The organism is Aequorivita sp. H23M31 (genome assembly GCF_004022485.1).
Lineage (GTDB): Bacteria > Bacteroidota > Bacteroidia > Flavobacteriales > Flavobacteriaceae > Aequorivita > Aequorivita ciconiae.
On sequence record NZ_CP034951.1, the window covers coordinates 2,598,485 to 2,611,861 of the forward strand.

Consider the following 13,377-nt stretch of genomic DNA (forward strand, 5'->3'; position numbering starts at 1 on the left):
TACAAAAGTAATACAAACGCGAGTTTCATTTTAGCCTTATCCGAAAATTGAAGAAGGCCTATTTGTTTACGATGGAATTCATTACATGGTATTTTTTGGTAAATTTGCCGTCTCATTAATAAATACATGGAAAAAGAAGCGACACCACTCAATTTTATCGAGCACATTATAGAGGAAGATTTACGAACAGGATATAAAAAGGATCAGTTGCGCTTCCGTTTTCCGCCGGAACCAAATGGTTATTTACATATTGGTCATGCTTCATCTATATGTTTGAACTTTGGATTGGGATTAAAATACAATGCTCCAGTCAATCTCCGCTTTGATGATACGAATCCCGCTAAGGAGGAACAGGAATTTGTAGATGCAATAAAACGCGATATCCACTGGTTGGGTTTTGAATGGAGTGAGGAAAGATATGCTTCTGATTATTTTCAGCAACTTTATGATTGGGCAGTTCAAATGGTGAATGATGGAAAGGCCTATGTAGATTCCCAGACTTCAGAACATATTGCTGAACAAAAAGGAACTCCGAATACTCCAGGAAAACCAAGCCCATACCGGGATAGACCTATTGAGGAGAATTTGGAATTGCTCGAGAAAATGAAAAATGGAGAGACCAAAGAAGGTGAGCATGTTCTCCGCGCAAAAATTAATATGGAATCTCCAAATATGTTAATGCGCGATCCTGTTATGTATAGAACGGTTAATAGGGCTCACCATAGAACGGGTACGGATTGGAAAATCTTTCCAATGTATGACTGGACACACGGAGAGAGCGACTATATAGAACAAGTATCGCATTCCTTCTGTACACTTGAATTCCTGCCCCACAGAGAGCTTTACGACTGGTTCTTGGATCAAGTGGTAGATCAGGAAAAATTACGCCCTAAACAACGTGAATTTGCACGTAGGAATCTTAGCCATACAGTTGTGAGTAAGCGAAAATTGGCAGAACTTGTGGCGAATGGTGTAGTAAACGGTTGGGATGACCCTCGTATGCCTACCATTTCTGGATTACGCCGAAGGGGTTACACCCCAGAATCCATAAAAAACTTTGCAGAGAGTATAGGAGTGGGAAAAAGAGAAAATCTTATCGATGTATCTCATTTGGAATTCAATATTCGCGAGGATTTAAATAAAAAAGTACCTCGAATAATGGTGGTTTTAGATCCGGTGAAATTAATTATCGATAATTACCCCGAGGGCAAAACCGAAATGTTGGATGCCGAAAACAATCCTGAAGACGACAATGCTGGTTTCCGAAAGTTGCCTTTTTCAAGGGAATTATTGATTGAAAGGGAGGATTTCTTGGAAGAAGCAAATCGCAAGTTTTTTAGATTGACGATAGGCAAGGAAGTGCGACTTAAAAATGCATATATAATAAAGGGAGAAAGCGTGGTTAAGGATGCGGATGGAAATATTACGGAGATCCACTGCACATATGATCCTGACAGTAAGAGTGGCAGCGGTTCCGAAGCATCCTTACGCAAGGTAAAAGGAACTTTGCATTGGGTTTCTGCAGCGCATGCCGTGCCTGTGGAAGTACGACTCTATGACCGGTTGTTTACTGAGGCCTCCCCGGATACTATAAAAGATAGGGATTTTATGGAATTCGTAAATCCTGAGTCCTTGACAATTGTAACAGGATATTCTGAACCCAGTATAACATGTGCAAAAGCGGAGGATAAATTCCAATTTCAGAGATTGGGATATTTCGTAGTGGACAAGGATACCAGTGCTGAGAAAATCATATTTAATAGAACTGTCCCATTGCGGGATTCCTGGGCAAAGCTTGCTGAATAACTTCTATTCATTTAACCCTACCCAAACCGGATAGTTTTAACAAACCCATAATTCGGGAAAATCATTTTCCTGAATTATGGTTTGTTATTTATTGTTTATATTAGAAAGAGACAAAGTAATAGAAAACAACCTCTTAACTATTTCATTTGTATTGTGTATTAACTAAATATTTTTCGGGAAAATTTATTGTCAGGTTTGATATCTTGAATAATGTTGAAATTTTTAAGGTTTTCTTGGCCATTGCAGAGATTTTATTAACCGCTTGTTAACAACATCCGGTAGGTTGGTTACTTATCTTTGACATTATTAACCACTAAAAAAATAGAATTATGGCAAATACAGGTCAAAACTTAGTTGCGCTTTTAACCGGTATAGTAATTGGAGCAGGATTAGGTATTCTTTATGCTCCTGAAAAAGGATCGGAAACTAGAGAAAAACTCAGTAAAGAAGCGAAAAAAACACAGAAAAAACTGAGCAAACAATTTAAAGAAACTACCCAGAATCTAAGTGAGAAAGCTCAGATGGCAAAATTGAGTTTCGAAGAAAAGCTAAGTGAAACTCTTTCTTCTGCGAGCTATAAGGCAGATGATATCTTGGCGGCGATGGAAGACAAATTGGAAGCTTTGAGAAAGCAAAATGCGAAGCTTCAAATAGATAATACTGTAGAACAAGTAAAAACAAAAGCTCAAAAAACTACCCTATAATAATGTTTGAAGACCTATCCAAAAGTTTGCACAATGTGACAGATCGCATTGAGGATTTCGGATTGAGCACCATTGAGTATTATAAACTACGTTTGTTTAAATCATCTATGAAAGGTGCTATTTCTTTAGTCAATCTATTGGTTTATGGTAGTCTTTCTTTGTTCGTAATGCTTTTTTTATCTGTAGGGGCCGCTTTATGGCTCGCCACATTTTTTGAACAGGCATTTATAGGGTTCTTGCTGGTAGGAGGGTTTTATGGCCTCCTCCTTATTTTTATGTTTGTTTTTGGAAGAAAAATTATAGCACGGACCATGCTTTACAATTTTTCTAGTTTATTGTATGACGAAGATGATATAGAACCAAAGGAGGCGGCGAGACAGGAAGTAGAGGAGTTTGTGGCCTTAAAAAAGGAAGAAATTCGAGAAGAAATTTCTGAGTAAATACTGAAAAATTGTCCAAATTCCAATTTTTCTCATTTAAGAGATTAATTTTAAAAGATTTTATTGCCCAAAAACTCGATTACCAATGAAACGTTATAGCTCATTTGACGAAATAGATAGGGATCTAAAATATCTAAGGCTCAAATCAAAGATAGATAAAGAGGAATTCAAGCTGGGTCTTAGAAAAAGTAGAAATATTATAAGTGAAACTTTTTCTCCCCTCAATCTTTTGACTTCCTTAGCCAGTTCTCTTATCAAAAAAGCTTTTTATTTTAAACTTTTAGATAAGATTGTCGGTATTACTTCCCATAGAAAATAAAACATTTTATTGTAAGTATGGATTTACTATTAGACCGCCTAAATAGCTTTTTTAGGTGGTTTTTTATTTGGCTATCCGTAATTCTTTGAATAGAAAGATTTTTATCATGCTTTATGTAGCATATTTAAAGTTAAGGGTTATTCCTTAAACAACCCTCTTTATTTCGCGCTATAAACCTCTTTCTGAAACAATGATTTCTGACATCATTAAAACGATAAGTCCTCTTTATCCCTGCCTGTTTCTTTAATGTTCTGACAAGTGAAATTCATTAAAGACTGAGTTTTCGATAACAGTTTTTTTTGCTCCTCGATGTAGGCCAAATCAGCGATTCTATCATAATCCATTAACCCTATTTGGGGTTGGAAATAGCCTTCCCAGAACTTATTTTAATTGAAGGTATATGAACTACGTTGGCATTTATCATCCATCCCAAATAGATATTCTGTTGTAAAAATCTAGGGCATCGATGAGTGTCTTTTGGAGTGGAATCTTTATTTTAATAGTTACCAGTGTTAGGCAATGTTTTTTATCACCTTCTCTATTTTGTCCACATTTTCTAGGTTTTTAGCGTAATCGACCAAAGTGGTTATTAAATTCGGACGACTCGTAATTTGATAGTCAAAATCATATTCTTCATTGGCTTGCTGTATAATTTTAATTTCTTCAACCCAAGATTTCCAAGTCATTCCTGTTTTTAACAGAATTCCATTTTCGGTTTCAGTCATTTTCATTTTTCCGATTATTGGGTCGGGTTTTTTAATAAGTTGGGATTTACTCGATTTTGATTTAAGGCTTCTCCTTTGATTCACGCCAACATTTTCAGCAGTTATTTTTTGAATTCCATTTTTTTTAAGCCTGTATCTATGAAAAGAAACCAATATTAACGACATTGTAATTCCAAAAAGGAAAGTCATAAATAGAAATTCCCATAATTTAAATTCATTTCCGTCAGCAAAATCAAATCCTAACCTATCAGTCTGTATGGGATTCCTGTCAGAAAAAAATTTTTTAGATATAATTTTGTAATTGGTTTTTATAATTTTTGTTTTAAAAATTGCCTAAGTCCCGTATAAGCGCAGTAGCGGGATTGGCGCACTGACTTTTCGATTTATACCGGACCTTAAATATATAAAATTACTTTTGGGTTTCTCACTTTGCCCCTATTGCGTTTATACTCGTGTTGTACTTTGTATTCCGTGGTGATTTATTTCAGATAGCCATACTTCATTAACTCCAAAGTATTCTTGACAGAAAATATATTGCTATCCTTAAGGATATAATTCCTACTTGTAACCTTCAAAAGGTAGGAATAATTATGGTCCGCAATTAATATACCTTTATATTTTGATTGCTCTACAAATAAAGAATTTATCTTTTCGCAAAGGAGAGGTGATAAACCACTATAAGGTTCATCGAGTAAGCAAAATTTTTGAGTACCAAATAGAACAAATTTAATCTGTAAATATTTTTGAATACCCAAAGCCAATTGATGGATTTTGGTGTGCAAAGATTCTTTAATAACTGGGTCATTATAGAAATTCCTTAAATGTTCTTTTTTTTTACCACAAGCCAAATTAATGTCCTTACAGTAACATTTTGAGGTAGATAATTGAATTGCGGAAGATGCGAGAATATTTTATGGAAGTTGTTTCTATTCAAAATAATTTTGCCATTATGGATTAAGCAAATATTATCAGCTCTAGTAACTCCGAAAAGTATTGACATTAAAGTTGATTTTCCACTTCCGTTACGACCGAACAAGCCAATAATTTCTCCTTGATTTATAGTCATATGAATACCTGAAAGAGTACTTTTATTATTTATACCTTTGGTTAAACTATCAATTTGGACATATTGTTTCATATCCATACTTTCAGAATAGTTATTATTATAATATTCATTAAAAAGCTTACTATATAAAATACATTAACATTGATGGCATTATTTAAATAGAAATAATTTATATTCTTTCTGAAAGTAAATTTATATATCCATTCTATAATGATGCTTAGAACACATACTAAGTAGAGACCATTAAATTTTAATAGTACCCATATAATGGAAATGGATATTAGCTTAAGGAAAATATCTTTATAGAAGAATAAAAAAAGCTTGAAGAATTTCATTAATTGCATTAAAAACCCTGACAAATACTCGATAACAGCATTCATATCTAGAAATCCACGACCTGAATTCGTCGGATTACATTTTGAGCCTGAACAAATTCCTGGGTTGATTGTTTGGGCATCGCACCTCCAAGAACAATTTGAAAGTATTATTCAAATCCGTGTTTTTAATTGTTATAATTCCGACCAATCCAAAAAAGAACATATCAACTGGGTCAAGTAAATGTCTTTAAAGGATTCTCCAAAAGTAAGTTTTCGGTTTGTTCCGTTTTTCGGAATCGGTTTAAGTCCGACTAATGAATTTCCGATTGTTGCTCCGAAACCAATTTCAAGTCCAACTGTCATAATCAGCCAAAAAATTATAGGTATTAATCCAGGCAAACCGTTTAAAGAATATCCGCCTTCATCATTCGGTTCTCCAAATGTGAAAATTAAAAAGAAAGTTACTCCGAAAATTATTATGTAATCTACTAATCCAGCAACAAATCGATTTCCAATATTAGGTTCAGTTTTATTTTTAGCAATTATTTTTGTTTCGTTCATCGGTTTTTCTCAAATTCTGACTAACGTCAAATTAAGTTGCTGATATTCAGGTTGTTTTTAAACCCTAGGTCCTCTGGTTTCAATTCAAATTTATCCATTTGTTTTTTAATGCGGTTCACTAGTCCGAGTTTTCTTTTTTGGTCCAGGAACAAGTATTGTTTCGGAGGCTGATATTGGATTTTTTTTGTGATCATGTTCCATATAATTACTGCGAGTTTTCGAGCCGTTGCACTCACTGCCGAATGCCTTCCCTTGCGGTAGGCGACCCTTCGGAAAAAGTCGGATAGATGGGTGCCCTTTAGGTTGCCTATGGCATTGGCCGCTTGGCGCAGGGCGATCTTTAGCCGGTTACTTCCCTTAGGCACTCTGTTGCTTAGTATTTTCCCTCCTGATATCTTATTATTGGGCGCTAGCCTGAGCCAGGAAGTAAATTGTTTAGATGAGCCGAACTTATTGAAGCCCTCGGGACCTATCTCGCTCATAATGGTCAATATCGTGGAGTGGCTCAATCCTTCGATGGCAAAGAGATCAACCCCGTCAAAATAGCGGAAAGCTATTTGGTTCAGATCTTTGATCTGTGGTGCATTTTTGTTCATCCTCTTATGCGGCTTTTCAGTTGTTTTCATTTTCCCGCGCTCAGGATGCTGTTTCAGTTCTTGCTTTATAAAATGTTCGATCTTTTTGTCGCAGTCCGCAATCTTTTTTTGAAAGAACTTATAGGCCTCGAACTCTTGTTGTAGTCCAAAGAGATAGTCAGACCGGTTGTTGCCGTGGAGTGCACTGGCAATTTCTTCTTTTGGTTTTCTGCAGTTGTAGTGGCGGTGCTCGGCTAGACTAAGGGGATCAAGGTTGCCCTTGCAGATATCCTCAATGATCTTCATGCCTGTAAGGCCACATACGTCCTTGACCACTACGTCCAATCTAAAGTTCAATAGTTTTAGGTACTTCTGCATCTTGTGCGTAGCCGAAGCGGCCAGATCTATCCAGTTTCCCCTTTGGCGACAGAATGTCCTCAACTGTTCGGTTGTAAGATCTGGTAGGAAGCTGCCGCTGAGCAACCCTAGGGTGTGGAGTTTCTGTATCCATCGGCAATCCTTAACGTCTGTTTTTTTACCCTTGGCATTCTTGGTGAACTTTCCATTGGCCAGCACCACCTCAAAACCGAAGGAGATAAGCTCTACGTACAGGTTTTGCCAATAGTCTCCAGTGGACTCCATTGCCACTGTGGTCACGTCAGATTCCATGAGCCACTGGCAGAGTGCTGTGAGATCTTCGGCATAGACCCCGAATTCCCTTACATTGTCTAGTTCTTGGCCAATGGCCACATAGTGGGAGCGGCTGCCCACGTCGATTCCGGCGGCATTGAAATTTACAACGTCCATGCCGAGTTTCATTTTTCTTTCCATGATAAAAAAGTTTATGGATTAATAAAAAATGACCCTAAGGAAATGTAACTTTGATATAGAAAATTATTCTGAACGGGGTTCCTCTTTGATGGACCACCACTGAAATTATCAACAAGCCCTTGAATTAGTACTTCGGGGGCTTTTACATTTCAACCAGAATGTGTCCCGGGCTATGACGCGCCAGTTTAAAAAACGGCCTTGCATAGGATCAACGTAAAGTTCGGGAGTTCTTACCGTTAGCTCAAGAAATTAATAGAAATTTTTATGTGGGGAATGTATGGTAACGGTCTCGGCTATGAGCAGTGCGAGGCAAAAATGCAATCATTTTCGAATTCGCACTAAGCCAAAACTTTTGTTCTTTAATTTCTTATTATTCTAAACGCCAAAAAGTTTTGGCGACTTCGTAAATATACACTGCTTTTCGGTTTGGCACTTATCCCGCATTGCTTATAGCTAATGTTGTGGGCTGTGTTTTTTGTACTCTGCTTGCGTTCCGATTGCGTTTTCCCTTTTTCTCTTTCACGAACCATCGAAAAAAATCAATTCTGTTCGATGATTAAAACACAGATTTCGCAAACAAGGATTCTTTTCCGACGTTGCTTGCGTTCCGCTGATAAAAGTCCGACGCAAGGATTGGAAATCTTTCTTTTTTTATCCGCCACTTTTTAAGTCCGCTGAACGGATTTCAGTTTCGATAAAAATTGTTAACCCAACCTTTCCCTCATTAAACTCTCCCACAACGTTTGGTATAATTCACTCAGACAGATGTAGGATTCACTTGTATTTGTCCTCCAATTGCTTTTAATACTTTCATAATTGTAGCAAATTGAGGTTTTGCTCCATCAGATAATGCTTTATATAAACTCGGACGGCTTAATCCAGTTTCCTCCGCTATTTTTGTCATTCCGATGGCTTTAGCAACGTGTCCTATTGCATTAATAATATCTGAGTTATCACCATCTTCCAGAACAGTGTTGAGATATTCTGCAATCATTTCTTTACTGTCTAGATAATCCGCTATTTCAAATTTTGAAGTTCCCATTTTTTATTTGTTTAATTTTTTCCAAATGTTCTTTGCTTGTGCAATGTCCTTTTGCTGGGTCGATTTATCTCCTCCTATCAAAAGAACAATAATTTTTCCATCTTTTTCTTTGAAGTAAACACGGTAACCCTTAGCTAAATTTATTCGCATTTCCTGTATTCCATCGCCCACGGGTTTGCAATCGCCAAAATGCTCGTCAGTTTCCAATTTCTGAATTCTGAAAATTATTTTAGCCTTAGCCCTAAAGTCTTTTAACTTTTTTAGCCATTTATCAAATTCAGATGTTTTCTCAATGAAGAACATAATTTTTGTATCTACTTGGATACAAATCTAAGGAAATTATTCTAATAAATTCAGATTGGGATATGTTTGGAGTTTAATCAGTTTTAATGCACCACAACGGATCGTATAACCGCAGTTACGGGATTTAATTAATGTTTTTCGAATAAGTACCGACGGTAGCAATTATGCGTGGATTCGGACGTAGTCGAATCCGCCGTAATTGCGGTTATACATCTTAAGTTTGATCTTTAATAAATCAGTTAACTTTCAGTATAAATCAGAAAGAACAAAAGAGCGGAGTAAGGTTACTTTATACAGTGAAGCTTTAGACTTCGACAACATTGATAATCCCCGCTCTTTTACTACTTAAATCACGTTCAGTTCCCTGCCTGCCGGCAGGCAGGTGTGAGGCCTAGACCTCGTTTTCAAGTTGTTGTGACCCAAGTAGCTGGTTCTTTCATAAACTATTTTCTATGAATGAATATAAGGAAACTTTTGGAGTTGACATCAGCAAGCCTGCCTGCAGCAGGCAGGGATGTCTTTGATTTGCACGGCAGTACCAGTGGCCACGATCAGTTTAAGAATAACGAAAAAGGATTTGCCGCTTTTTTAAAGATCCTTCCCGAAGATTCGATCGTGGTGATGGAGGCCACGGGCTATTATCATTACAGACTCGCACAGTTTCTTTACAAAAACAACGTAGTTGTATCGGTCGTTAATCCGTTATCGGTAAAACGTTTCATACAAATGAAGTTGGCCAAAGTAAAGACGGACAAGAGCGATGCAAAGGCAATCTGCGAGTATGCCCTGGCCAACGAAGTTCCGCTCTACAGTGCCTTGACCGATGTCCAGGCAGAGTGTTTGCAACTCTTCCGGTTAATGGACAGTTACCTTAAAAAACGCACGGCAACCAAGAACAAGCTGCACGGCGAAGAAACCCTGGGCATTCCCTCCAAGTTTGTGTACCGCTCCCTAAAACGGGACAGGAAACACTTGGACAAAGAGATTGCCGGTATCGAGGAACGTCTGCTCTCACTGGTCAAGATGGAACAACAACAACAGCTCACTCTTTTGACCACCGTTCCAGGGATAGGCACAAAGACAGCATTGTTTTTAATTGTAATAACCGATGGTTTTTCCAAGTTTGAGACTGCTGCGCAGCTCTGCAGTTATGTTGGCATTACACCTACGATCCGGGAGTCCGGAAGCAGTGTGCGTGGCCGTAGCAGGATCAGTAAGGACTTGCATCCGACGAGCGAATTTTGAGCGAGAGGAATGCATATAAGAAACTTCGCAACTTACTTTTTCTTTGCGCTTTCAATGCCTGTAAGTACAACAAGGCCTGCCGGGAGCTCTATGAACGGATTGTAAACAAGGGAAAGAGCAAGAAGCTGGCACTTATTGGGGTTGCGAACAAATTGCTGAAACAGTGTTTCGCCATAGCAAATTCGGGTTTGCCGTATGATGATGCGCACGTTTCAGTGCTAAGAATTAAATAACCAATATTAAAATGTTGGTGTTGTTTATAGCTTGTTGAACTGGAAACAAATCGACGAAGGAAGATTTGTTCCATTTCAACAATGCCAGGAAAACTTTGTCAAAATTTAATGGAGAAAATGTTTGGTTTTTACCTCAGTTCTTTGTTAGCCACAGGTTTTTTATTCAGTTTCTTTGTATTCTAATATGTCAGCAGGTTGACATTCAAGAGCTTTGCATATAGATTCTAATGTCGAAAATCGAATTGCTTTTGCTTTTCCAGATTTTAAAATCGAAATATTAGCAGTTGTAATTCCAATTATTTCGGCAAGTTCTTTACTTTTCATTTTTCTTTTGGCTAGCATAACATCAAGATTTATTATAATTGCCATAAATTAAACTGTTAGTTCATTCTCTTCTTTCATTCCTTTTGCCAAATTCAGAGCGTTACTTTGAATGATAAAAAACATTCCGATAATGGACAAAAACAAAGGAATTAATAAATTATTATCATATATCAATTCAAATTTTCCTCCTGTTAATTTGCTTATCCATAAAACAACTATAAGAGCAAATGATAAAATTCCTGTGTATAGAAAATTATTCCCTGATTTTTTTAAATTCTCTATAGTTTTATTGGAAAAATATTTATTCGTTAATAAAAACCTTGCCATTTTTCTCAAAAAATACAGACCTCTTAAAAATATTATATAAGCAAATAGACTTACAATAAAAATTAACCAATAAAATAAACTCCAATCTTCTACACTCATATTTACTTGGTTAATATTGACAGTTCCAAAAGGTATTATAAATATTATCCCAATTAGTCCAATAAAATGTAGAATGTAAAGTATGTCAACAAGTGTTTTAAATAATATTGCTTTTTTCATATTTGATGATTTAATTATTCAAATATACAATAATTATTGTTAAACAATAATATAATTATGATTAACGATGTTTTTTTAACTTGTGGCTAACGTTTGGTGTATGGGCAGTAAAGGTTTTCTTGCCCTGCCTTTCGCTGTGGCGATTATTTTGATTTTGTGCTTTTACTTAGAGGCAAGCACTTTAGCCTTTATTGCCTATACACGGTGTTGTAAAACGTACTTTTATCAGATTTCGATTGAAATATTGACCTTTCCTCCAAGCCCTTTTTCTACGATGTCAAATAAGGTTTTTAAAGTGAGATTACTGCCATTATTTTCTACACGTGAAATATAAGTCCGCTTTTTATCAATCAGCTCGCCAAGTTGTTCTTGTGTCAGGTTTTTTTCTTCTCGTGCATTTCGTAAAAGCAAGCCGATTTTAAATGACTCAAAATCTCTTTCGAGTTCGTCTCTGCGTTCAGTTCCTTTTTCTCCGTAAACGGTATCTTTTATGTCTTTCCAGCTTTTAGTTTCCATCTCTGTTGTTTTTTTCTTCATAATACTCTTTCATTAATCGGACAGCTTTGTCGATTTCTTTTTTCGGTGTTTTTTGCGTCTTTTTTGTAAATCCGTTTAAGAGTATAACTAACTTACCTTTGTCGAAGAAGCAAAAAACCCGCCAGATATCCGACCCCAATTTTATTCGAGCCTCATATAATCCTTTATGGGTTTTCATTGGTGCCAAATATGTTTTCGGCACGTGTTGAAAGGTTTCGATTATTTCAATGACCTTAAATATTTTGTCCTGAATCTTTTTCGGTTGAGCAAGTAGAAACTCCTCGAAATAATGTTTGTACTGTATTACTTGCCTAACTTTTTCCATTGGCACAAAGGTAACTTAAAAGTTACTATTTTCAAAATTCGGAATTGTGTTTTTTACAGATGGATTTTTCTTTGGTATTCTGACTAACGTCAAATTAAGTTGCTGATATTCAGGTTGTTTTTAAACCCTAGGTCCTCTGGTTTCAATTCAAATTTATCCATTTGTTTTTTAATGCGGTTCACTAGTCCGAGTTTTCTTTTTTGGTCCAGGAACAAGTATTGTTTCGGAGGCTGATATTGGATTTTTTTTGTGATCATGTTCCATATAATTACTGCGAGTTTTCGAGCCGTTGCACTCACTGCCGAATGCCTTCCCTTGCGGTAGGCGACCCTTCGGAAAAAGTCGGATAGATGGGTGCCCTTTAGGTTGCCTATGGCATTGGCCGCTTGGCGCAGGGCGATCTTTAGCCGGTTACTTCCCTTAGGCACTCTGTTGCTTAGTATTTTCTTTCCTGATATCTTATTATTGGGCGCTAGCCTGAGCCAGGAAGTAAATTGTTTAGATGAGCCGAACTTATTGAAGCCCTCGGGACCTATCTCGCTCATAATGGTCAATATCGTGGAGTGGCTCAATCCTTCGATGGCAAAGAGATCAACCCCGTCAAAATAGCGGAAAGCTATTTGGTTCAGATCTTTGATCTGTGGTGCATTTTTGTTCATCCTCTTATGCGGCTTTTCAGTTGTTTTCATTTTCCCGCGCTCAGGATGCTGTTTCAGTTCTTGCTTTATAAAATGTTCGATCTTTTTGTCGCAGTCCGCAATCTTTTTTTGAAAGAACTTATAGGCCTCGAACTCTTGTTGTAGTCCAAAGAGATAGTCAGACCGGTTGTTGCCGTGGAGTGCACTGGCAATTTCTTCTTTTGGTTTTCTGCAGTTGTAGTGGCGGTGCTCGGCTAGACTAAGGGGATCAAGGTTGCCCTTGCAGATATCCTCAATGATCTTCATGCCTGTAAGGCCACATACGTCCTTGACCACTACGTCCAATCTAAAGTTCAATAGTTTTAGGTACTTCTGCATCTTGTGCGTAGCCGAAGCGGCCAGATCTATCCAGTTTCCCCTTTGGCGACAGAATGTCCTCAACTGTTCGGTTGTAAGATCTGGTAGGAAGCTGCCGCTGAGCAACCCTAGGGTGTGGAGTTTCTGTATCCATCGGCAATCCTTAACGTCTGTTTTTTTACCCTTGGCATTCTTGGTGAACTTTCCATTGGCCAGCACCACCTCAAAACCGAAGGAGATAAGCTCTACGTACAGGTTTTGCCAATAGTCTCCAGTGGACTCCATTGCCACTGTGGTCACGTCAGATTCCATGAGCCACTGGCAGAGTGCTGTGAGATCTTCGGCATAGACCCCGAATTCCCTTACATTGTCTAGTTCTTGGCCAATGGCCACATAGTGGGAGCGGCTGCCCACGTCGATTCCGGCGGCATTGAAATTTACAACGTCCATGCCGAGTTTCATTTTTCTTTCCATGATAAAAAA

At 37.4% G+C, this 13,377-nt stretch carries 15 protein-coding genes and 1 pseudogene; 5 read left to right on the forward strand and 11 right to left on the reverse strand.

The genetic code is table 11. The features are described from left to right. Positions 1–126 precede the first annotated feature (126 nt). The 4 genes from EI546_RS11420 (at position 127) to EI546_RS11435 (ending at position 3,269) form a co-directional block, all read left to right on the forward strand. Entirely contained in the window at positions 127–1,806 is a 1,680-nt protein-coding gene (locus tag EI546_RS11420) for a glutamine--tRNA ligase/YqeY domain fusion protein (RefSeq protein WP_128250658.1), read from the forward strand. A 329-nt stretch (positions 1,807–2,135) separates the two neighbouring features. Then, positions 2,136–2,510, forward strand: a complete 375-nt coding sequence (locus EI546_RS11425) for a YtxH domain-containing protein (RefSeq protein WP_128250659.1) — start codon at positions 2,136–2,138, stop codon at positions 2,508–2,510. Between the two features lie 2 nt (positions 2,511–2,512). Then, a complete protein-coding gene (locus tag EI546_RS11430; RefSeq protein ID WP_128250660.1) occupies positions 2,513–2,950 on the forward strand; it encodes a phage holin family protein in 438 nt (145 codons plus the stop codon). Positions 2,951–3,035: 85 nt separating this feature from the next. Next, positions 3,036–3,269, forward strand: coding sequence for a DUF6327 family protein (locus EI546_RS11435; protein WP_128250661.1), 234 nt, complete (start codon positions 3,036–3,038; stop codon positions 3,267–3,269). 512 nt (positions 3,270–3,781) lie between these two features. Here the strand turns inward: EI546_RS11435 and EI546_RS11440 are convergent. The 6 genes from EI546_RS11440 to EI546_RS11465 form a co-directional block, all read right to left on the reverse strand. Next, positions 3,782–4,183 (reverse strand): hypothetical protein, encoded by a 402-nt coding sequence (locus EI546_RS11440; protein ID WP_128250662.1) that lies wholly within the window; start codon positions 4,181–4,183, stop codon positions 3,782–3,784. A 628-nt stretch (positions 4,184–4,811) separates the two neighbouring features. Beyond that, the gene (locus EI546_RS11445) at positions 4,812–5,138 is read right to left on the reverse strand and encodes an ATP-binding cassette domain-containing protein (protein WP_128250663.1); all 327 of its coding nucleotides are present in this window, start codon (positions 5,136–5,138) and stop codon (positions 4,812–4,814) included. A gap of 431 nt (positions 5,139–5,569) precedes the next feature. Next, entirely contained in the window at positions 5,570–5,938 is a 369-nt protein-coding gene (locus EI546_RS11450) for an RDD family protein (RefSeq protein ID WP_240673104.1), read from the reverse strand. A gap of 26 nt (positions 5,939–5,964) precedes the next feature. Further along, on the reverse strand, positions 5,965–7,344 hold the full coding sequence (locus EI546_RS11455) for an IS110 family RNA-guided transposase (RefSeq protein WP_128250664.1): 1,380 nt from the start codon (positions 7,342–7,344) through the stop codon (positions 5,965–5,967). Between the two features lie 757 nt (positions 7,345–8,101). Continuing rightward, positions 8,102–8,386 carry an addiction module antidote protein gene (locus EI546_RS11460; RefSeq protein WP_128250665.1) on the reverse strand — a complete coding sequence of 95 codons (285 nt, stop codon included), beginning with the start codon at positions 8,384–8,386 and terminating at the stop codon, positions 8,102–8,104. A gap of 3 nt (positions 8,387–8,389) precedes the next feature. Then, the gene (locus tag EI546_RS11465) at positions 8,390–8,689 is read right to left on the reverse strand and encodes a type II toxin-antitoxin system RelE/ParE family toxin (RefSeq protein WP_128250666.1); all 300 of its coding nucleotides are present in this window, start codon (positions 8,687–8,689) and stop codon (positions 8,390–8,392) included. Between the two features lie 452 nt (positions 8,690–9,141). On the opposite strand from EI546_RS11465, the pseudogene EI546_RS11470 reads away from it, so the two are divergent. Then, positions 9,142–10,167 (forward strand): annotated as a pseudogene (locus EI546_RS11470) (IS110 family RNA-guided transposase). A 159-nt stretch (positions 10,168–10,326) separates the two neighbouring features. Here EI546_RS11470 and EI546_RS11475 read toward each other — a convergent pair. The 5 genes from EI546_RS11475 to EI546_RS11495 all read right to left on the reverse strand — a co-directional run bounded on the left by EI546_RS11475 (position 10,327) and on the right by EI546_RS11495 (position 13,368). Beyond that, a complete protein-coding gene (locus EI546_RS11475) occupies positions 10,327–10,536 on the reverse strand; it encodes a helix-turn-helix domain-containing protein (RefSeq protein WP_128250667.1) in 210 nt (69 codons plus the stop codon). A gap of 3 nt (positions 10,537–10,539) precedes the next feature. Further along, on the reverse strand, positions 10,540–11,037 hold the full coding sequence (locus EI546_RS11480) for a DUF2975 domain-containing protein (RefSeq protein WP_128250668.1): 498 nt from the start codon (positions 11,035–11,037) through the stop codon (positions 10,540–10,542). A gap of 225 nt (positions 11,038–11,262) precedes the next feature. Next, positions 11,263–11,553, reverse strand: a complete 291-nt coding sequence (locus EI546_RS11485) for a helix-turn-helix domain-containing protein (protein WP_128251605.1) — start codon at positions 11,551–11,553, stop codon at positions 11,263–11,265. After that, positions 11,543–11,899 carry a type II toxin-antitoxin system RelE/ParE family toxin gene (locus EI546_RS11490; RefSeq protein ID WP_128250669.1) on the reverse strand — a complete coding sequence of 119 codons (357 nt, stop codon included), beginning with the start codon at positions 11,897–11,899 and terminating at the stop codon, positions 11,543–11,545. Before EI546_RS11490 ends, EI546_RS11485 begins: the two co-directional genes overlap by 11 nt. Before the next feature lie 89 nt (positions 11,900–11,988). Continuing rightward, positions 11,989–13,368 (reverse strand): IS110 family RNA-guided transposase, encoded by a 1,380-nt coding sequence (locus tag EI546_RS11495; RefSeq protein WP_128248746.1) that lies wholly within the window; start codon positions 13,366–13,368, stop codon positions 11,989–11,991. Between the last annotated feature and the right edge of the window lie 9 nt (positions 13,369–13,377).

Bases quoted from the DNA above. Each gene is read 5' to 3' on its own strand.
- EI546_RS11420 (WP_128250658.1), top strand. From the start codon at position 127: ATGGAAAAAGAAGCGACACCACTCAATTTTATCGAGCACATTATAGAG.
- EI546_RS11425 (WP_128250659.1), top strand. From the start codon at position 2,136: ATGGCAAATACAGGTCAAAACTTAGTTGCGCTTTTAACCGGTATAGTA.
- EI546_RS11430 (WP_128250660.1), top strand. From the start codon at position 2,513: ATGTTTGAAGACCTATCCAAAAGTTTGCACAATGTGACAGATCGCATT.
- EI546_RS11435 (WP_128250661.1), top strand. From the start codon at position 3,036: ATGAAACGTTATAGCTCATTTGACGAAATAGATAGGGATCTAAAATAT.
- EI546_RS11440 (WP_128250662.1), bottom strand. From the start codon at position 4,183: ATGACTTTCCTTTTTGGAATTACAATGTCGTTAATATTGGTTTCTTTT.
- EI546_RS11445 (WP_128250663.1), bottom strand. From the start codon at position 5,138: ATGGATATGAAACAATATGTCCAAATTGATAGTTTAACCAAAGGTATA.
- EI546_RS11450 (WP_240673104.1), bottom strand. From the start codon at position 5,938: ATGAACGAAACAAAAATAATTGCTAAAAATAAAACTGAACCTAATATT.
- EI546_RS11455 (WP_128250664.1), bottom strand. From the start codon at position 7,344: ATGGAAAGAAAAATGAAACTCGGCATGGACGTTGTAAATTTCAATGCC.
- EI546_RS11460 (WP_128250665.1), bottom strand. From the start codon at position 8,386: ATGGGAACTTCAAAATTTGAAATAGCGGATTATCTAGACAGTAAAGAA.
- EI546_RS11465 (WP_128250666.1), bottom strand. From the start codon at position 8,689: ATGTTCTTCATTGAGAAAACATCTGAATTTGATAAATGGCTAAAAAAG.
- EI546_RS11475 (WP_128250667.1), bottom strand. From the start codon at position 10,536: ATGGCAATTATAATAAATCTTGATGTTATGCTAGCCAAAAGAAAAATG.
- EI546_RS11480 (WP_128250668.1), bottom strand. From the start codon at position 11,037: ATGAAAAAAGCAATATTATTTAAAACACTTGTTGACATACTTTACATT.
- EI546_RS11485 (WP_128251605.1), bottom strand. From the start codon at position 11,553: ATGGAAACTAAAAGCTGGAAAGACATAAAAGATACCGTTTACGGAGAA.
- EI546_RS11490 (WP_128250669.1), bottom strand. From the start codon at position 11,899: ATGGAAAAAGTTAGGCAAGTAATACAGTACAAACATTATTTCGAGGAG.
- EI546_RS11495 (WP_128248746.1), bottom strand. From the start codon at position 13,368: ATGGAAAGAAAAATGAAACTCGGCATGGACGTTGTAAATTTCAATGCC.